17 protein-coding genes are annotated in these 19152 nt (G+C 38.0%); 13 read left to right on the forward strand and 4 right to left on the reverse strand.

Features of this window, described 5'->3' with window-relative positions; translation table 11 throughout:
• The first annotated feature begins 10 nt into the window (after positions 1 to 10).
• From EZ456_RS15780 to EZ456_RS15790, 3 genes are all read left to right on the forward strand, one after another.
• A complete protein-coding gene (locus EZ456_RS15780; protein WP_165501347.1) occupies positions 11 to 1891 on the forward strand; it encodes a RagB/SusD family nutrient uptake outer membrane protein in 1881 nt (626 codons plus the stop codon).
• Positions 1892 to 2032: 141 nt separating this feature from the next.
• Positions 2033 to 3064: a LacI family DNA-binding transcriptional regulator gene (locus EZ456_RS15785; protein WP_131531741.1), complete on the forward strand. Its 1032-nt coding sequence runs from the start codon at positions 2033 to 2035 to the stop codon at positions 3062 to 3064.
• A 253-nt stretch (positions 3065 to 3317) separates the two neighbouring features.
• Positions 3318 to 4193 carry a polysaccharide lyase gene (locus EZ456_RS15790; protein ID WP_131531743.1) on the forward strand — a complete coding sequence of 292 codons (876 nt, stop codon included), beginning with the start codon at positions 3318 to 3320 and terminating at the stop codon, positions 4191 to 4193.
• 217 nt (positions 4194 to 4410) lie between these two features.
• Here EZ456_RS15790 and EZ456_RS15795 read toward each other — a convergent pair whose 3' ends face one another.
• Positions 4411 to 5577, reverse strand: coding sequence for a chondroitinase-B domain-containing protein (locus EZ456_RS15795; RefSeq protein ID WP_165501348.1), 1167 nt, complete (start codon positions 5575 to 5577; stop codon positions 4411 to 4413).
• Positions 5578 to 5846: 269 nt separating this feature from the next.
• Between EZ456_RS15795 and EZ456_RS15800 the strand changes: the two genes are divergently transcribed.
• The 9 genes from EZ456_RS15800 (at position 5847) to EZ456_RS15840 (ending at position 16304) form a co-directional block, all read left to right on the forward strand.
• On the forward strand, positions 5847 to 6344 hold the full coding sequence (locus EZ456_RS15800; RefSeq protein ID WP_025142534.1) for a cupin domain-containing protein: 498 nt from the start codon (positions 5847 to 5849) through the stop codon (positions 6342 to 6344).
• A 143-nt stretch (positions 6345 to 6487) separates the two neighbouring features.
• A complete protein-coding gene (locus EZ456_RS15805) occupies positions 6488 to 7216 on the forward strand; it encodes an acyl-CoA desaturase (RefSeq protein WP_131531747.1) in 729 nt (242 codons plus the stop codon).
• A 534-nt stretch (positions 7217 to 7750) separates the two neighbouring features.
• Positions 7751 to 8080, forward strand: coding sequence for a DUF1475 family protein (locus EZ456_RS15810; RefSeq protein ID WP_131531749.1), 330 nt, complete (start codon positions 7751 to 7753; stop codon positions 8078 to 8080).
• A 92-nt stretch (positions 8081 to 8172) separates the two neighbouring features.
• Entirely contained in the window at positions 8173 to 8985 is an 813-nt protein-coding gene (locus tag EZ456_RS15815) for a DUF1295 domain-containing protein (protein WP_131531751.1), read from the forward strand.
• Positions 8986 to 9095: 110 nt separating this feature from the next.
• Complete coding sequence (locus EZ456_RS15820) at positions 9096 to 10124, forward strand: SAM-dependent methyltransferase (RefSeq protein ID WP_131531752.1); 1029 nt, start codon at positions 9096 to 9098, stop codon at positions 10122 to 10124.
• Positions 10125 to 10211: 87 nt separating this feature from the next.
• Positions 10212 to 11456 carry an NAD(P)/FAD-dependent oxidoreductase gene (locus EZ456_RS15825; RefSeq protein WP_131531753.1) on the forward strand — a complete coding sequence of 415 codons (1245 nt, stop codon included), beginning with the start codon at positions 10212 to 10214 and terminating at the stop codon, positions 11454 to 11456.
• Positions 11457 to 11594: 138 nt separating this feature from the next.
• Positions 11595 to 12407 (forward strand): DUF1365 domain-containing protein, encoded by an 813-nt coding sequence (locus EZ456_RS15830; protein WP_131531754.1) that lies wholly within the window; start codon positions 11595 to 11597, stop codon positions 12405 to 12407.
• Positions 12408 to 12417: 10 nt separating this feature from the next.
• Complete coding sequence (locus EZ456_RS15835; protein WP_131531755.1) at positions 12418 to 13656, forward strand: SAM-dependent methyltransferase; 1239 nt, start codon at positions 12418 to 12420, stop codon at positions 13654 to 13656.
• A gap of 197 nt (positions 13657 to 13853) precedes the next feature.
• Positions 13854 to 16304: an outer membrane beta-barrel family protein gene (locus EZ456_RS15840; RefSeq protein ID WP_131531756.1), complete on the forward strand. Its 2451-nt coding sequence runs from the start codon at positions 13854 to 13856 to the stop codon at positions 16302 to 16304.
• A gap of 70 nt (positions 16305 to 16374) precedes the next feature.
• On the opposite strand, the gene EZ456_RS25830 is transcribed toward EZ456_RS15840, so the two are convergent.
• The 3 genes from EZ456_RS25830 to EZ456_RS15855 all read right to left on the reverse strand — a co-directional run bounded on the left by EZ456_RS25830 (position 16375) and on the right by EZ456_RS15855 (position 18608).
• On the reverse strand, positions 16375 to 16665 hold the full coding sequence (locus EZ456_RS25830; RefSeq protein ID WP_131531758.1) for a type II toxin-antitoxin system RelE/ParE family toxin: 291 nt from the start codon (positions 16663 to 16665) through the stop codon (positions 16375 to 16377).
• Positions 16665 to 16868: a DUF2683 family protein gene (locus tag EZ456_RS15850; protein ID WP_131531760.1), complete on the reverse strand. Its 204-nt coding sequence runs from the start codon at positions 16866 to 16868 to the stop codon at positions 16665 to 16667. Before EZ456_RS15850 ends, EZ456_RS25830 begins: the two co-directional genes overlap by 1 nt.
• A 105-nt stretch (positions 16869 to 16973) precedes the next feature.
• Positions 16974 to 18608 (reverse strand): ABC transporter substrate-binding protein, encoded by a 1635-nt coding sequence (locus EZ456_RS15855; protein ID WP_131531762.1) that lies wholly within the window; start codon positions 18606 to 18608, stop codon positions 16974 to 16976.
• 46 nt (positions 18609 to 18654) lie between these two features.
• Here EZ456_RS15855 and EZ456_RS15860 point away from each other — a divergent pair, with 46 nt between their 5' ends.
• Complete coding sequence (locus EZ456_RS15860) at positions 18655 to 19107, forward strand: substrate-binding domain-containing protein (RefSeq protein WP_131531764.1); 453 nt, start codon at positions 18655 to 18657, stop codon at positions 19105 to 19107.
• Positions 19108 to 19152 lie beyond the last annotated feature (45 nt).

A 19152-nucleotide genomic window follows, 5' to 3' on the forward strand; every position in this document is an offset into this window, starting at 1 on the left:
AATGACGAAGATGAATATCACATATAAAAAAATAATTCCGTTTGTGGCCCTGGCTGTTCTATTATCAGCAAATGGATGTAAAAAATCAAATCTCGATTCAGAATTATTATCACAATTAGAACCTCAAACAGCTTTAACTGGTGTAGCGGCTATGAAAGCGGCTATAGCAGGTATTGGAGCCAATGTGAGGAGAGAATTTACTGGCGATATGGCACCGATTGTTACCGAATCTATATTCTCTGAAGTGGCTGTAGATGGAACAACCGATAAAACTACACAGGCTCAGGATATGGATACCCGGGTAACACCAGATGCCAATCTGGACAATCCTGATTTTAACAGAATCGGTTTTTACTGGACCGAAGGTTTTAGAGGGGTACGCATGGCCAATACCGTTATTACTTACATTGGTAATGTAACCTTTAAAGATGAGGCCGAAAAAAATGCAATTCTTGGCGCTGCATATTTCTATCGTGCTTTTTACTATTATCGTCTGGTTCATCAATTTGGCGATGTTCCTTTAAATTTAAAAGACATTACCTCACCAAAACTTGATTATTTCTCCACCAAGCGCGAGGTGATATTGAAAAAAATGCAGGAAGATCTGCTATTTGCCGAAAAATGGGTAAAGGATAATGTAGATCGCGGGGATGTAACCAAAGGTGCCTGCAGCCATCTGCTTACCAAAGTTAATCTTGCTTTGGGCGATTTTGATGCAGCCATCACCTCAGCCAACAATGTAATCAACAGTGGAACATATAGTTTAATGCGAAACCGTTTTGGCAGTACCGCCGGAGATGCAAGTAAAAATGTGGTGTGGGATTTGCACCGGATGGATAATAAGGCCATTGCAGCTAACCGCGAAGCGCTTTTCTTAACCATTGATCGGGAAACCCTCGCTGGTGCCACCGAACTTGGATCGCAGGTCATGCGTAATTGTGTGCCAGCCTGGCATTTTGCCAATTTAAAAACCCCATCTGGTATTACACAGGCCATTGTTGATGGCGTTAATGTCGAAATACCACTAACCCTGATGTATGGAAGGGGAATTGGACGTTACCGTGGTACATCTTATAGCACTAAAAACATCTGGACAGATAATACCGATTACCGCCATGCACCAGGCATGTGGATGAACATGACCGATCTGGTGTATAACAACCCTGCACTTAAATCATCCACTAACCCGTCTGAAAAGGCATTGTATGGCAAACCATTGGTTGATGTGACCCCAGCTAATGTAAATAACATGTTTCTGAATAAAGGTTTAGATACCATCCGCCATTTTTTCGGCTGGCCACACTATAAAACTTTTATTAATTCTACAAATGCACTTGCGGTTGATAAATATTGGACGCCGCCAAGAGGAACCAATACCGACTGGTATATCTTCCGTTTGGCCGAAACCTATCTGTTACGGGCAGAAGCTTACTATTGGAAAGGCAACCTCGCTTTGGCCATGGCCGATTTAAACCAGGTGCGTTCGCGGGCTAATGCAGCTTTGCTAACCGATGCTTCGGCAATTACCATCGGAACAATATTAGACGAAAGAGCAAGAGAGCTGTATTATGAGGAGCCACGAAAAACTGAGCTTACCCGCATTGCCTATATCTTTGCAACAACAGGAAAGCCGGCTTATAATGGGAAAACCTATACCCTTGCCTCATTTTCTGATAATAATTTCTTTTACGACAGGATTATCGAAAAGAACGATTTTTACCGTAATAAAGTACCAACTGTATTGGGCGTAAACTTCAGGATTTCTCCATACCACGTGCTTTGGCCAGTTCCGGCAGCGGCGCAGCGTTTTAATACAGAAGGCCGTATCAATCAAAATAAGGGGTACACAGGTTACGAAAACAATGTTCCGGCATTGGATAAAATTCCATAGATAGTTAATTGTTTAGCGGGTTAGGGGTTAGTTATGTATTAAACGCTAACCCCTAATCCCTAACCTTTAAAAAGTTTACGAAATACTAAACGCCACACGCTATCCGCTCACCTCATTGTAACGCTTAAACATCCTTTACCTATGGAAAATAAACCTGTTACATTAAAATTAATTGCAAAAGAATTAAAGCTGTCTATTTCTACCGTTTCCAAATCGTTAAAAGATTATCCACGGATTAAAGAAAGTACAAAGTTGCGGGTAAAAGAACTCGCCGCCAGATTAAATTTTACGCCCGATATTTCTGCGCTAAGGCTTAGGGACCGTAAATCGAGGATTATTGGTATTATACTGCCAAATCTTTCCGACCATTTCTTTACGCGTAGCATTTATGGCATGGAACAGTTGGCCACAACAAACGGTTACAATATTATTATCAGCCAATCACACGATAATTTTGAAATGGAGGTAACTGCTGCGGCTACGCTCTTAGGATCGAGGGTAGATGGGTTAATTGTAGCCATTTCCAAACATACTTCCGATTTCGCCCACCTCGATCAATTCGAGAAAATTGGGATTCCAGTAGTTTATTATACCCGTAATCCAAGTTTTAACCTTAACTGCCATAAAGTTTTAGGCAATACACATCAGGGGTGTTACATGGCCACCGAATACCTGATTAACCGCGGGCATAAAAGAGTGGCTTACCTCGGCGGACCAAAAATGGTAAATTTTAGTCATGATCGCTTCTCTGGATACATTAATGCACTTAAGGATAACGATATCTCTTTTAATGCTAACCACGTGGCCTATACCGATTTTGATGATGAAAATACCCTGGTAGCCATTAAAAACCTTTTTAGCGATCCTGAAAACGGACCTACAGCTTTAGTGGCCTTTAAAGAGAAGTTATTGTTCGATACGATTAAATTTTTGCGTTCAGTTGAACATCCTTATGCTAAAAAACTCGAATGTATCGGTTTCGGTAACGATCCAATTATTACTTATCTCAGTGCTCCGCCAATTGCATCGATCGAAGAAAACCCTGAGGCCTTAGGCGAACAGGCTGTAATGTTGTTGGTTAAACTCATTAATGGTGATATTGAAGCCAGGGATTATAAAAAAGTAATTGTGAACTGTAGTTTAAAAATCCACGAATCTTACGCCCTGTTATAAAATAAGGTTTGCCAATATATTAATCGCAAATATTTCAATCGTTGTAACATCCGTTAAATCGCATTTAGCTGTTTTTAAGGTAGTTGATGTCTGTTTGAGATTACATTTTTGATTAGGTTAGCGTATCAGATCAAGCTAACCAAAAGAATAAAAAACGGCTACTAAATTAAATCAGTAATACACTATCAAGGATAGTGTATTGCACCTCATTCAAAAAATCACTAACCAAATTTAAATCTAAACTAAAATTAACATGAGTCAGAAAATGAATTCAATGCACTTTATTGCATCAGTGGTACTTGTACTTTCCCTTAGCCTTTACGGTTGTCAGAAAGACAAAGTAGCAGAACCAATCTTAGAAAACATTGAGGTTGTAGAGCAATCAACTGCCAAAGCCACTACAGAGGCTATTCCAAGTAGTATCAATACCGGTTTTACCCATGCCGATGGCACATACACCTATGACGAGGCCAGTGCCGATTTAGGTGGTGCAACCTTAACAGGCTGGAACGAAAGCAGGGCCTATATTTCGGGTAATTGGGCCAGGGCTACCCTTGCACCTAATTCTGTTTCAAATGGTTTAATCGCTGGCGCCGATATATCAGACGGTTCGGCATACGAGGCAACCTTTAAAGTACGTTTCCATAGTCAGTTCGATTGGAGCCGGGGCGGTAAAGTTGGCTTCGGGTTCCTGATCGGAGAAGGTAATACCGGATGCGATATTGCCAGCGACGGTAACGGTGGAAGCTTGCGTTTAATGTGGTACAATACCGGTAGCCGTGTGTTTTTTCAGCCTTACGTTTACCACAGAGATATGGCTGGTCCTTGCGGCGATACCTTCGGCAAGTCGTACCCTTCATCAGGCAGCCTGGTTAAAGGCGATACTTACACGGTTCATTTATATGTGAAAAGCAATACCGGATCGACTAAAAATGGTCAGGTACAGGTAATCATCAATGGAACAACCGTATTGGATCAAGCTATCCGTTGGACGACCAACGATGCACAACGTTTGATTAAAAGGTTATCATTTCACAATTTTAGAGGTGGAAAAGATGTTGCAGTATGGGGCTCTAGCCAAACCAGCTACATTTATTTCGATGATCTTGTTGTGAACAAAATTCAATAGGTCATTATAATTGATTAAAGAAGAGATTGTATTTAAAGTAGTTTGACTAATTTAATTGCGGAATAATATTTCGATGGTTCGTCATTCCCAACTTGATTGGGAATCATAATGCATTAGCTTTAAGATTCCCGCATGCGCGAGAATGACGACAATGCCAGAATAAATCTGCTTTAATTCTTGTACATAACTTTCGGTACAATCTCTTTTTTGTTAAATGTTATTTCCTTATTACTTCAGCCTTAACATTCTTAAAACGGTTCTCTCCAATAGTATTGTCAAAAGGAGCAACACTTTGCATTACTGGTGAAGGATACCTTTTGGTATCAAATTTTCCTGTCCAATTGGCATCTTTGCTATCGCCAACCAATATTCCAGTAGTGGCGTTAGCTATTGTATTATCTTTTATCATACAATTGCTCGCCGCGATATAAAAGCCAACTTCTTCCTTTCCTTTCGCCATGCCATACATTAACCTAATGGCCGTTTGGATACCAACAATTTTATTTTTGATCACTGTGTGCCCGGTTCCATTAATTCTGATAGCACCCGTACCTCCTTTAAATGTATTATCGGTAATTACACAATCATGTCCACCACGCATCACCAACTCTCCATCGTTATCTTCGAAATAATTGTTCAGGTATTTATTGCCGCTGCTTTTATTGCTAATCACTTCGTTTTCGCCATTACAACGGATAAACCTGTTTTTGCGTACAGTACTTTCCGGACGCTGATTTCCCAATAATACCGGATCTTGACCTATTTGTACACACTCACCACCATTACCATTTTGCCAGCTCACTTTCACTTTATCACTAAAAATATTGTTTTCAATCAACGTAAATTTAGGATAAGATTCTTTGGTGATTTTAACCTGCACATCCTGGTTATCTACATTTGCTATGAAACTACAGCCTTGAACAATATTGTTGCTACCATTTCCTGATACGACAACTAAAGGCGTAAACTGCGATTTAACCTGGTTTGCAGAAAAATTACAGTCTGATATCCTGCAATTATTGGTCTTATTTAACTCAATCAATATACCCGTTTTACTCAATACACCATTTTTGAAATTAATCCCATTTATAAAAATATAATCTCCTGAAATTTTAAAAACTGGTTTAGTAATACTCCCTGAAAAAGTAACCAATCCCGATTTTTCTGCACGGATAATAATCGGTTTGGCCAAAGTACCCTTCGAGCTGATGACTATCGCCCAATCGGTATAATTTCCACTTTTGATCTCTACCTCATCACCTGCAACCAAAATAGATTCAATTGCCTTAAATTCTTGTTCGGTGCCGATATGGTAAACTTTGGCTGAGATTTTCTGGACGAAAACAAGAAGAAGGAAAATATAGATTACGTTTTTTTGGATCATTTTAACAGCTATTAAATGTTTATCAAACATACAAAAGCGAAGGGGTGATATCATACTCACAAAAGGTTTTTAGTAGTAATTTTACAGCCTTTAATCTGTGTATCGGCAGATTTTATGTTAATAGTTAAATTGAGTTTAAAAAAATAAAAGGTACGAAAGGGCTTTTTTAATTTATTAGGCTTATTTTTGCGGCAAATTATTGAACCACACGGGAGATTAATTAATGCCTGTGAACCTCGACAATCATTAGAAAAACTAATATTTTATCAATGACAAACGACAAAAAAGAAATATTCGAAAGCGTAGCACAACGTTTAAAAATTGAAGGTTTTAATGTAGTAAACCGCGATGAAACCCGCCCATGGGGTGGTTTCTTTGTAATAGATGAAGCCCAGGCGCAACAATTTGCAGATACTTATTTTGATGGATTAAATGTTGAAGACCTTAAAATAGGCGGTAAATTAAGCCCAAAAATTTTAATCGTTGCCCCAAACACACGTCTTTCGTGGCAATACCACCACCGTAGAGCTGAAATCTGGCAAGTGGTAACTGGTACGGTTGGCATCAAAACCAGCCAAACTGATGAAGAAGGTGAAGTGAAAAAATACGCTCCAAAAGACCAGATTAAATTACAACAAGGCGAACGCCACCGTTTAATTGGTTTAGAAGATTGGGGTGTTGTAGCAGAAATATGGCAACATACCGATGCTTCAAACCCATCAGATGAAAGCGATATCGTACGTGTTCAAGACGATTTCGGTAGATAATAAAATAATTTTAAAAATGGAATCCTGTTCTATACCTTTGAACAGGATTCTTTTGGTCTAAACGCTTAATCCAGAGTAGTTTTTACACAAGATGAAAAACTAAACGCCCTCAAAATACGTTTATATAGCATACACACGCATACATGATTATCTTCATTTTTTTTCTTTGCCATTGGTTTTTATCCCTGTTTAGTCAAACCTTTTTTCTTCACCGTTACTCATCACACAAGATGTTTAAAATGGAGCTTTTTTGGGAACGGTTTTTCTATCTGGTATTGCTGATTTCGCAAGGCTCATCATTTTTAAACCCCAGGGCTTACGCCATTCTACACCGGATGCACCACGCTTATAGCGATACGGAGAAAGATCCACACTCTCCGCATTTTTTTAAGGATGTTTTCGGGATGATGATTGCAACGAAGAACATGTATATGGATTATTTACAATTTAAAATACAGCCAGAACCAGCTTTCCAGGGTAATTATCCCGAATGGCCGATTGTTGATAAAATTGGAAATTCATGGGCTTGGAGAATTGCATGTGGACTGTTTTATATTGGTTTTTATGTGGCTTTTGCCAACCACTGGTGGCTATTTATCTTATTACCGATCCACTTTTTAATGGGCCCATTACATGGGGCAATTGTGAACTGGTGTGGGCATAAATACGGCTATTCTAACCATGATAATGATGATCATAGTAAAAACTCACTTCCCTGGGATTTCTTGTTAATGGGCGAGCTTTTTCAGAATAACCACCACAAAAAACCAAACAGTCCGAACTTTGCTACCAAATGGTGGGAATTTGATCCAACCTATCCGGTAATGAAAGTGTTGCACTGGATGCGTATTATTAAGATCAGAAAGGTTTAAAAGGTAAAGCTGAAAGACTAAAGCTCAAAGACTAAATTGCTAACTCGCCAGCAGCAATTGTCTAGCCACTCAGACCGGGATGCATTAAAATCACTGAATTAACCTGCATAATTTGTCATCCTGAGCCTGTCGAAGGACTAGCACGAGTCCTATTTGATGAATTTTTGCATCTAGATTTCTGTTTCTTGCACAGTTCTACATTATCTAAACCTGACAGCAGTGAAAATCCTTTTTGTTTGCAGTAACCTTGAATATGCTGTCATGCTGAGGCACGAAGCATCCGTTTCATATGCTGCAGATGCTTCGTGCCTCAGCACACCAGCAGCTCAAAAAGATTGAAGCAGGACTTCGGGAACCGACACGAACAGGAACCTGCTTTTCTAAAAAAAAAAACGTACTGAAAATGCGGAATATAATCTGCGTTTTGTCACTCTGAGCGGAGTCGAAGCGTTACTCAGGATTTTATAATAAAATCCCTTTTGCCTATCTTACCGTATATAGGGCAATCTGTTTTTTATAATTAATTTCCATACTATGATCAACTTTCTCAAAATTGTTTTTTCTGCACTACTTGTTTTTATGTGTTACAAGGTTATTACTACATCATTAGAGAGCAACCTATTCGATCAATGGGATTTTCTGGGTAGCATTCCTTGGATGCGCGCCACATTGTGGGATTTTTATGCTAACATCTTCATTATCACCCTTTGGATGTTTTATAAAGAAAAAAGCATTATTCTTAAAATCTCTATTACCATTTTGTTCGTATGTTTAGGTAGCATAGCAACTTTGGCTTATGTTTTAGTGCATTTATTCAAACTAAAAGAAGGCGAAGGTGTTAAAGAATTACTTATTAAGGCATAGGGTGTAGGATTGAGGGTGTAGGGTGTTGTGCTTTGAAGTTAATAGCTAAGCTAATAGGCTTTTGGCCTTAAACCCCTTTTACCTTATACCTTATGCCTCGAACCGAACATCTACTTTTTATCGCCCTCATCTCTTTAATTGCCTGCTGTTTAATTATGACCATGGTTTGGCTCTGGGCAAAGAAAATCAAAAACGCTGGTGTGGTTGATGTTTTTTGGGCATTGAATTTTCCCGTGATTACGTTGATTACTTTTTTCCTGTCGGATGGGTTTGAACCCCGAAAAATTTTAATTTGTGGTATGTTTTTACTAGCCGAATTGAGATTGGGTATTCATCTTTGGCAGCGCGTTATTGGTCATTTAGATGAGGAGGAGGGAAGATACGAGCAGCTCCGTAAAGAGTGGGGTGAAAAAGCCGATCGGAATTTCTTTGTGTTTTTTCAATTTCAGGCGATATCTAATGTTATCCTGGCAGTTCCATTTTTTATTATTACAGCCAATCCTTCACAGGCAATTTCTAGTTTAGAATATATTGGTGCTGCAGTTTGGGTAATTGCGTTCTTTGGCGAAATGATTGCCGACAGGCAGCTTGCAGCATTTAAAAAAGATCCCAGTAACAAAGGCAAGGTATGCGATACCGGATTATGGTACTACAGCCGTCATCCAAACTATTTTTTCGAATGGTTAACGTGGATGGCTTATTTCATTTTCGCCCTGGCCTCACCTTGGGGTGTCCTGGCCATCATCAGTCCTGCTATTATTTTGTATTTATTAACCAAGGTTACCGGCGTTCCGAACAATGAAGAGCAAAACTTAAGGAGCAAACCTGTAGCTTATAAAAAATACCAACAAACAACGAGTTCATTTTTTCCATGGGGGAAAAAGGATGGAAAAGGGAAAATGTAAGATGGACGAAGGACCATGCAATTCGCAAATCCATCATCAGCTTTACATCGTAAATCAACCATTTTCCACCATACACATTGTTCCATTAACCATCTTACATTTTCCATATCATGTGGTACGATAAACTTTTAGAAAACGATAAACTTCCTGATACGGCATTGCGTATTGGCATTAGAAAATTATGCAAACAACGCTTGGATGATGAAACGCTGGGCAACGAAGAATTACAGCAGGAAAAATTTATGGATCTGGTGGCAGAGCTGAAGCAATCGCCTATAGCTGTAAATACTGCCGATGCCAACGAACAGCATTATGAATTACCTACCGCATTTTTTCAGTATTGCCTTGGCAAAAACTTAAAATACAGTAGTGGCTATTGGAAACCCGGTGTTAAGGATATTGATACTTCGGAGGATGATATGCTGGCTTTAACCTGCAAAAGGGCTGACTTACAAAATGGCCAGAATGTTTTAGAACTGGGCTGTGGCTGGGGTTCGCTTTCGCTTTATATGTCGGCAAAGTTCCCTGAGAGTAGTTTTACAGTAGTATCTAATTCTGCTACGCAGAAAATTTTTATTGATGATACGGCAAAGCAGCGTGGAATACAGAACTTAACCGTTTTAACTGCCGATATGAATACATTTACCATTGCAGATACATTTGATCGGGTAGTATCGGTAGAAATGTTTGAGCACATGCGCAACTATAAATTCCTTTTAAACAAAGTTGCTTCCTTTATGAAACCTGATGGCAAGTTATTCGTTCACATATTTACGCATAAAAGCTTAGCCTACAAATTTGAGGTGATCGACGAAACCGACTGGATGAGCAAATACTTTTTTACCGGAGGCATTATGCCATCCAATCACCTGTTTTTTTACTTCAACGACGATCTCAAAATCGACAAACATTGGGTAGTTAACGGAACCAATTACGGTAAAACATCTGAAGCCTGGTTAAGTAATATGGACAAGCATAAAAAAGAAATTATGCCTATTTTAGAAAGTACCTACGGTAAAGATCAGGCTGTGAAATGGTGGGTTTATTGGAGGTTATTCTACATGTCGTGCGCCGAACTATTCAATTACAATAAAGGAAATGAATGGATGGTGTGCCATTATTTGTTTAATAAGGTTTAACCCAGTGCGTCACCCTGAACTTGATTCAGGGTCTTTCTAACAGATGCTGAAATAAATTCAGCATGACGTTAATTCAAATCTATCAAAATGCAAAAAATCGCCATTACCGGCTCAGGAATAGCAGGTATGGGTTGTGCCCATAAACTGCAACATAAATATGATATTACACTTTTCGAAGAAGCCGATTATATTGGCGGACATACCAACACGATAACGCTCGAAGAGGATGGAAAACCCATTTATCTGGATAGTGGTTTTATGGTTTTTAACTACCAAACCTATCCAAACTTGACCGAAATGTTTGCAGAAATCGATGCGCCTGTAATTAAAACAGATATGTCTTTCAGTGTTCAGTTTCTGCCTAAAAAGTTAGAATATAGCGGTTCGAGTTTAAACCATTTATTTGCGCAGCGAAAAAATCTGTTTAACATTTCGTACCTGAAAATGCTCATGCAGATTAACCGTTTCAACAAACAAAGTATCGAGATTTTGGATAAACCAGAATATCAGGATTATTCTATTGGAAGGTTTTTTGAAACATTTGGTTACAGCGAAGATATGCTTTGGCAGTACCTGATTCCGATGAGTGCTGCGGTTTGGAGTGCGCCAATGGAACAGATTCTGGATTTCCCTGCCGTTACCTTGATTCGTTTCTTTAAAAATCATGGTTTTTTGGGCTTAGATACCCAACATCAGTGGTATACCCTGCAAAATGGTAGTCAGGCTTACCGCGAAAAACTAATTGCACCTTTCCGCGATAAGATTAAAATTAACAATAAGATTATTTCAGTAAAACGATTAGAAAACGGTAAAGTCGAAGTCAAAAACGACAAAGGCGAAATATTCGAGTTCGATAAGGTAATTATGGCTACTCATGCCGATCAGACTTTCGAAATTGTAAAAGACAAAACCAGGCTCGAAACCGAACTGCTTTCTAAATTTAAATATCAGCTGAATAAAGCTGTTGTACATACCGATGAAAAACAGATGCCTGAAGCCAGGTTGGCCTGGAGCAGCTGGAATTACCGCGTAGAAAAACAGGGCGACCAGTTATTGCCGAGTACCATTTATTGGATGAATAACTTGCAGGGGGTTTCTAAAAAACGAAATTACTTTGTTTCCATTAACCCGACCGGAACTTTAAATCCTGAAACGATAGTTAAGGAAATCGATTACCATCACCCTTTGTTCGATGTTTCGGCCATGCAGGCACAAGAACAATTACATAAGTTAAACGAAACAGGGCCTATATATTACTGTGGCAGCTATTTTAAATATGGTTTCCATGAAGATGCATACAAAAGTGCCGTTGATTTGTGCATAGAGCTATAAATCATTTCGTCATCTCGACTGAAGCGCAGCGAAATGGAGAGATCTGCTAGTTAGATTTCTCGACTGTGTTGCACTTCGCTCGAAATGACGAACTCAAAATGGAGACATGAACTATAAATTTTGTAAATTGTAATATTAATGCAAATCAACTCAAACATATATACTGCAAAAGTGATGCACCATCGCCTGGCTCCAAAAAAACATTCTTTTTGGTACAGGGTGTATATGTTCTATATCGATCTGGATGAATTGGAGCTACTTGCAAAAAAACTACGATGGTTTAGCCATAATAAATTTAACCTCTTTTCTTTTCGGGATGCCGAGCACCTTCAATTACCGAAAGATAATCCCGATCAAACTAAAAATACCCGCCAGCATTTAGAAGATTACCTAAAAGAAAATGGAGTAGACGGTGCCGAACTGAAAATAAAATTGCTTACCAACCTTAATGTTTTGGGCTATAACTTTAATCCGGTTTCGTTTTATTATTGTTTCGATCAACAAGACAACCCAGTTTGTTGCGTGGCCGAAATTAGTAATACCTATCGCGAAATGAAACTTTTTTTCTTCGGAAAAGACGAATTGCAAGGCGATACCTTCAAAAAAATAACCACAAAATATTTTTATGTTTCGCCATTTATAGATCATGATGATACATTCGATTTTAAATTAAAAATACCGACTAATACACTCGATATTAAAATTGATGATCTGGATAAAAATGGTAATCTGTTTTTTATCAGTACCTTAAAAGGAGAGAAAAAAGCGTTAACCAACAGCAATATGCTGAAGTATTTTTTCTCCATACCGCTAATTCCTTTGCAGATAATGGGCATGATTCATTGGCAGGCTTTTAAACTTTGGATAAAAAAAATACCTTTTCACCCAAAATCCAAAAACCCTGAACTGCAACGCAACGTATATAAACCCTATAAACCACAAATAAAATAGATTAAAGATTATGAATACGCTTGCCGCTACCAAAACATCTACCGGTTTTTATGAAAGAGTAGTGCTTAATGCACTTTCTAAAATGACTCTGGGTAAACTAGAACTATCACTGCCCAACGGACAAACGTTGGTTTTTGGTAATGGTGAACATAAAATTGAAGCGAATATCCAGGTAAACCATCCCGATTTTTTTAAATCGATAGCACTTTATGGCGATATCGGTTTTGGAGAGGGCTATACCGCTGGTTTGTGGGATACAACAAATATTACTAATGTAATTAAATGGGTAATCCTGAATATCGAAAATGCCCCCTCTATTACTGGTAGCAAAGTAAAATCTGTTGCACTGAATATTTTTAAGTGGGTAAATAAAATTTATCACGTGCGTAGGGCGAATACCCTGGCCGGATCACAAAAAAATATTTCAGCGCACTACGATCTCAATAATGATTTTTTCGCTACTTTTCTCGATAAAACAATGACTTATTCGAGTGGTTACTTTTCTCCGGAGAACTTAAGTTTAGAAGAATCTCAATATGCCAAGTACGATCGATTGGCGAAACAGTTAAAGATAAAACCCACCGACCACGTTTTGGAAATTGGAAGCGGATGGGGCGGCAACGCAATTTTTTTAGCCAAAAATTACGGCTGCAAAGTTACCTCGGTTACCATTTCGAAAGAACAACAGAAACTAGCGCTAGAAAGAGTAGCGGCTGAGGGATTGGCCGATAAGGTTGCTATCATTATTCAGGATTACCGTAAAATTGAAGGCACTTTTGATAAGATTGTTTCCATCGAAATGCTCGAAGCCGTTGGTCACCAATACCTGGAAACCTATTTCGAAAAATGCCAGGAGTTATTAAAACCCGATGGGATTTTTGCCTTTCAGGTAATTACCTCGCCCGATAGCAGGTATGATAAATTGAGAAACGGTGTAGATTGGATTCAGAAGCACATCTTCCCCGGGTCACTTTTGCCTTCGGTAGCGGCAATAAATAAGGCGATAAATGAAACTGGTGATTTAACGCTTGTTGATTTAAAGGATATGGGCTTAGATTATGCCCGAACATTACATTTATGGTTTATCGAATTTAATAAGAACCTCGATAAGGTTAAGGCATTAGGCTTTGATGCGACCTTTATCCGCAAGTGGAATTATTATTTAAATTATTGTGAGGCAGCCTTTGCCATGCGGAATATTAATGTAATGCAGATGGTTTATTCAAGGCCTAACAATATTTCGAGGTAATTGTGTAATGTAAGCGGTAAGGTGGATGATGGGAAAATTCCATCATCCATTATCCATTTTACATTTTCCATGTTTTCTTTCACCGATAATTCCATGTCGTTTGCCGACTAATTAAAAGCGTTGGAGTGAAAAGTATAGGTTATAATTGTAACAAAATGCAATTTGCGTAGACTAATTACAAAAGACTAACTCTTAACATGAAAAAACTTTTACTACTTACCTTCATCCTTGGATTATTTTTTACCGCACAGGCCCAGTTTACTGGTGGTGGCTTTGGTGGAGGACCAAAAAAATCTACTGTTACCGGACGTATTACTGCCACTATACTCGATTCACTTACTAAAAAACCAATTGATTACGCAACTATATCGTTGGTAAATACGAAGGATAATAAATCTGTTAATGGTGGTGTAACCGATGAAAAGGGAAAATTAACTTTACAAAATGTATCGCCTGATTCATATAAACTAATGATCGGTTTTATGGGCTACAAAACAAAATCTGTTTTGGTTACCACAACGCCATCAAAACCTGATAATAATATGGGTACAATCTATATTTCATCAAGTGAAAATACTTTGGCCGATGTGCAGGTTCAGGGAACAAAAGCGGTTATCGAAAATAAAATCGATAGAATGGTTTATAACGCCGAAGCTGATGGTACAAACGCTGGTGGCGATGCAACTGATGTAATGCGTAAGGTACCTATGTTATCGGTAGATGTTGATGGAAATGTTCAGTTACGTGGTGGTGCCGTTCGTGTATTAATTAACGGTAAACCATCTGGTACTATGGCCAGCAGCGTTGCCGATGCACTAAAAATGATTCCTGCAGAGCAAATTAAAAGTGTGGAGGTAATTACCAGTCCATCTGCAAAGTATGACGCAGAAGGTTCGGGCGGTATCATCAATATCATTACCAAAAAATCGAATGCGCAAGGTGTAAGTGGTACGGTAAATGCATCTGCAGGTACACGTCAAAACAATGGTGCATTTAACCTAACTGCAAAAACGGGTCGTTTAAGTGTAAATGCAAGTTTGGGTACAAACTTAGCGTATGCTCAAGATTCGAGAGTTTTGTTTGAAAATAGTACCCGTACTGATACCATTGGCAAAACAACGATAACCAATATCATGCAGGATGGAGTTTCTAAATGGAGCCGTAAAGGGTATAATGGCAGTTTTGGTGTTGATTATGATTTTAATGCCTATAATAACGTAAGCTCCAATATAAAATACAATAACTTTTCAAACGGTGGTCCTGGAAGTGCAGATTATGTTTTAAATGGGGTGCCATTTAAAAACATCAGTGATATGGATATGGGCTTTAATAACTTCGACTGGAATGTAGACTATAAGCATACCACTAAAAAAGAAGGAGAAGAATTCACGATTTCTGGCCAATTATCATCAGGAAGAAATACAACAGATTTTCAAAACGAAATTATTGGAAGTTCATTTCCTGCTGTAAATAATAACAATACAGGTAAAAATCAAGAATACACTATACAAACAGACTACACTTATCCATTTAGCAAATCGACCATTTTAGAGGTAGGTGCAAAGGGGATTTTTAGAAACATCAATAGTGAATTTTCTAATAATGCAAACCAGGATTTTGAATACAAGCAGGATGTAGCCTCTGCATATGGGGTAATCAGCTTTAAATTGAGTAAAAAATTAAACTTTAAAGGTGGGCTAAGGTCAGAATATACCAGTATCGATTTCAATACTGTTAACCCGGGCATCCAGAAAAACAACTATTTCAACATATTTCCAAGCGCCATCATTTCGCAAACACTTAAAGGTAATGCAACTTTGAAATTAAGCTACAACCGTAGGGTACAAAGACCGAGTTTAGCTTATTTAAACCCTTTCCGTAATGAGAGCGATCAGTTTAATATCAGACAAGGAGAACCAACATTAAGTCCTGAGTTAAGTGATAACCTTGAACTTGGTTATTCAACCTTTATTAAAGGATCTGTGATCAATGCATCAGTATTTTACCGTCGCACAGGTGGAGTAATTGAAAGTTCTATAACTCCATTAAAAGAGAATGGGTTTGAGAAAACATTATCTACTTATATTAATGTGGGGGTAGCACAAACTTATGGTGCGAACGTTTTTGCCTCATACAATCCAAAACCAAAATGGACTTTAATGACTAACCTTGGTGTTAATACCTACGAGGTAAGCAATACACAAACAGGTTTAAGTACAGGTACCTTTTTAAACTATAATATATTTGGCCGTTCTGCATACGGATTTGGTAAAGGTTACAATTTCGAGTTGTTTGGTGTGGTAAACTCGCCAAGAAGAACTTATCAGGGTAAAACAGATGCAATGGTATTTTACGGTGCATCATTCAAGAAAGATATCTTAAACAAAAAAGGCTCAATAGGTATCAATACCTTAAATCCATTTACCCGCGATTTGCATATTAAAACTGTAAATAACTCTGTTACTACACTTGGAAATAAAACAAGTACGCTCTACCAAAGTACCAATATCTATTATCCATTGCGTTCTTTTGGAGTTAACTTTAGTTACTCATTCGGTAAACTTAAATTTACAGAAAAGAAAAAGATCAAAAACGACGATGTTAAACAAGATCAACAACAAGGCGGTATGGGCGGCGTTCAACAATAAAACCCAATCTAAATATACAGTTCAGGCCTCTCGATCAAAATCGGGAGGCTTTTTTAGTTCTAAAATTTAATTAAATATTTAGGGGCTCTTGCAGATTATTCCAGAAAAATAATATATGGATGGAATTATTGGTGACGCGATAAAAAACTGAAGTCTGTTTTGTAATCAGACCAATCCTAACATTTACCTCGAATGAGGATTCTTTAAACATATAAGGTTGTTCCGAAATTAATTTTATTGTTTTTTCCGTTTTTTTGATAAATTTATCAGCAACATTACCCCCAAACTTCTGTTGTATGAAAAGATAAACCGAGGTAATTGTTTCTTTTGCCCTTTTAGTATAAAAAATACTTAAAGCCATTAATTGCCTAACATTTCCTTTATACCGGTATATGGTGTTAGATCACCCGAATCGGCCTGTTGCAAAGATTCTTTAACGCCCTTTATTACTGCTTTGGGTATCACCTCACTTTTTTGTTCAAAAGTGATTTTCATAACTTTCATAACTGCTTTCAAAGCAGTCAGCTGTTCTTTATTCTCAGGGTAAACAATCAAAGCATCCATACTCAAAATTAAAGATAATTATTGCCATTAACAATAAAGCTTTGTCATTCTCCAATTAATAAAAAAAAATCTCTTTACAGTGGAAATGAAAAGCAACATTTTTTTCTAAGTTTTCTTGATCCGCTTTAAAATCATCAAACTCAGTGGATTGAAAGAATATCCACTAATATTGTTTTGAAGCATTACAACCGATTGATCATAAAAAAGAGGGACAACCGGAGCATAGTCCATTACCATCTGATCCATTTTCCGATACAGTTCAAAGCGTTTTTCATTATCGGTTTCGTAATAGCTTTTCTCGAACAACTGATCGAATTCTTTATTGTAAAAAGCAGTATAATTTGGCCCATAAGGGACTTTATTTTTTGAATAAAACATAGAAAGGAAATTCTCGCCATCGCCATAATCGGCCAACCAGGAACCACGGAAAAAGTTAACATTGTTTTTCGACATTAAATCCCTAAGGCTAGCACTTGGGCTTACATCAATTTTAGCTTTAATGCCTACCGCCGTAAGCTCTCCCTGGATAAATTCGATCAGATCTTTATAAGTTGTGGTTGTATTTAAGGTTATTTCTCCCATGCCTTTCCCTTCTGGGAAACCAGCTTCCGTTAAAAGTTTAGCAGCAAGTTTTGGGTTATAGGCATATCCCTGAACGGCCAGGCTATCAAAACCAGGCATGCCTTTAGGAATAAAACCAGAGGTTGCCGCTATGCCAATGCCATTTCTTAAGTATTTGATTAATCGATCACGGTCTATAGCATAATTAATAGCCTGCCTGATTTTTTTTAAGCGCAATGGCGATTTCTTCACAATCGAAAGATTGGTGTCAACCAATATACCAACATACTCTGTACACAGGTATGGGCTTTTGGTTAGCGTGAATTTTCCTTTGTATTTCGAGGTCATCTTTCCGCTTTTAGTCAGGATATCATCGCGGTAACTGCCGTCTACATTATAGTAAAAATCCAGATCCTTTTTCAGGAAACTCATAAAACCACTTTGTTTATCGGTAATGAAGCTGGCTTTTACGGCATCAAGATAGGGTAGTGCTATTCCTTTGACATCTTTTTCGAAATAATGATCATTTTTTAAAAGCACCAATATTTCGCCTTCTTTCCAATATTTAAATTTAAATGGGCCAGTACCAACGGGATGACTTCTGAAATCTTTACCATAATGTTCTACAACCTCCTTGGGTACAACAGAGCAATATTGGGTAGTGAGCAAACTCATAAAGGGCGGGAAAGGACGCACCAGCTTGATCTGAAAAGTAGAATCGTTTAATGCAATAAAATTATGTTTATCCTTCACTTTGTCGCTAAAAATCCACCCACCTGATGAGGCTACTTTTGGATCAATTAAGCGATAAAAACTATATGCAAAATCACTAGCAGTTACTTTGCGCCCTTTACCGTTCTTAAATATAGGATCGTCATGGAAGTAAACATCCGTACGCAGGTTAAAAGTGTAGGTTAATGCATCTTCCGAAACCTGCCAGCTTTTGGCTATACAGGGAAGTGTTTGCAAGGATGAATCGATCTGTACCAAACCATTAAAAATCTGGTTGGTCATCCAGATGGCATTCTGGTTCCGTGCAAAGGCTGGATCAATGGAGGTTAAACCCTGATCAAGATTAATATTGAAGACTTTTTTGTCTTGATGATTAGCATTCTCCTTACAAGAAAAGAATAAGCTTACACAAAAAAACCAAAATATATAATTAAATGAGCCTCGCATGCGATCAGGAATGTTATTTTTGCACAAATTAATAAATTTAATGCAGATGTCTTTTTTAAACGATTTATTTATTGGCCTCGATGCTGCTAAACAAGAAGAATTACAGGAACGTTTAGATCTAGTAGAACACAAGATTAAATTTATGGATAAAATGCCCGTAGCCTGCCTGGATACGAGCAACAATCCGGCTTATTTTTTATCAGAAGAAATTTCGCTGGCAGGCGGAATGATAGAGACTGACATACTTAGCGCTGTATTTATTATTTATTATCAGCCCGGGAAAACTTTAACCGATTTAATGAGAGAAGTGCCTACGGCATTAAATACCGAATGGCAAGCTGTGCAAAATAATCGCATCATTTTATTGAATGATGATGTAGACCGCGAAAGGACTGCCGAAAATGCTATTTCGCTTATAGAAGATATTGCCGAAATGTTACACCCTGGTTCTTTTATCTTCGGCCACGAAGGTGATAAATGGATCAGGTTTGGGGCATAGGTAATGTGAGATTTGAGACATTAGATAAGAGATGTAAGACGGATA

Source organism: Pedobacter psychrodurus (genome assembly GCF_004331735.1).
In the GTDB taxonomy this organism is placed as follows: Bacteria; Bacteroidota; Bacteroidia; order Sphingobacteriales; family Sphingobacteriaceae; genus Pedobacter; species Pedobacter psychrodurus.

Excerpts from the sequence above, each read along its gene's own strand:
- EZ456_RS15785 (WP_131531741.1), top strand. The coding sequence starts at position 2,033 with ATGGAAAATAAACCTGTTACATTAAAATTAATTGCAAAAGAATTAAAG.
- EZ456_RS15815 (WP_131531751.1), top strand. The coding sequence starts at position 8,173 with ATGCCTCGAACCGAACATCTACTTTTTATCGCCCTCATCTCTTTAATT.
- EZ456_RS15835 (WP_131531755.1), top strand. The coding sequence starts at position 12,418 with ATGAATACGCTTGCCGCTACCAAAACATCTACCGGTTTTTATGAAAGA.
- EZ456_RS15795 (WP_165501348.1), bottom strand. The coding sequence starts at position 5,577 with ATGATCCAAAAAAACGTAATCTATATTTTCCTTCTTCTTGTTTTCGTC.
- EZ456_RS15825 (WP_131531753.1), top strand. The coding sequence starts at position 10,212 with ATGCAAAAAATCGCCATTACCGGCTCAGGAATAGCAGGTATGGGTTGT.
- EZ456_RS15810 (WP_131531749.1), top strand. The coding sequence starts at position 7,751 with ATGATCAACTTTCTCAAAATTGTTTTTTCTGCACTACTTGTTTTTATG.
- EZ456_RS15850 (WP_131531760.1), bottom strand. The coding sequence starts at position 16,868 with ATGGATGCTTTGATTGTTTACCCTGAGAATAAAGAACAGCTGACTGCT.
- EZ456_RS15840 (WP_131531756.1), top strand. The coding sequence starts at position 13,854 with ATGAAAAAACTTTTACTACTTACCTTCATCCTTGGATTATTTTTTACC.
- EZ456_RS15820 (WP_131531752.1), top strand. The coding sequence starts at position 9,096 with ATGTGGTACGATAAACTTTTAGAAAACGATAAACTTCCTGATACGGCA.
- EZ456_RS15780 (WP_165501347.1), top strand. The coding sequence starts at position 11 with ATGAATATCACATATAAAAAAATAATTCCGTTTGTGGCCCTGGCTGTT.
- EZ456_RS15800 (WP_025142534.1), top strand. The coding sequence starts at position 5,847 with ATGACAAACGACAAAAAAGAAATATTCGAAAGCGTAGCACAACGTTTA.
- EZ456_RS15805 (WP_131531747.1), top strand. The coding sequence starts at position 6,488 with ATGATTATCTTCATTTTTTTTCTTTGCCATTGGTTTTTATCCCTGTTT.
- EZ456_RS25830 (WP_131531758.1), bottom strand. The coding sequence starts at position 16,665 with ATGGCTTTAAGTATTTTTTATACTAAAAGGGCAAAAGAAACAATTACC.
- EZ456_RS15790 (WP_131531743.1), top strand. The coding sequence starts at position 3,318 with ATGAGTCAGAAAATGAATTCAATGCACTTTATTGCATCAGTGGTACTT.
- EZ456_RS15860 (WP_131531764.1), top strand. The coding sequence starts at position 18,655 with ATGTCTTTTTTAAACGATTTATTTATTGGCCTCGATGCTGCTAAACAA.
- EZ456_RS15830 (WP_131531754.1), top strand. The coding sequence starts at position 11,595 with ATGCAAATCAACTCAAACATATATACTGCAAAAGTGATGCACCATCGC.
- EZ456_RS15855 (WP_131531762.1), bottom strand. The coding sequence starts at position 18,608 with ATGCGAGGCTCATTTAATTATATATTTTGGTTTTTTTGTGTAAGCTTA.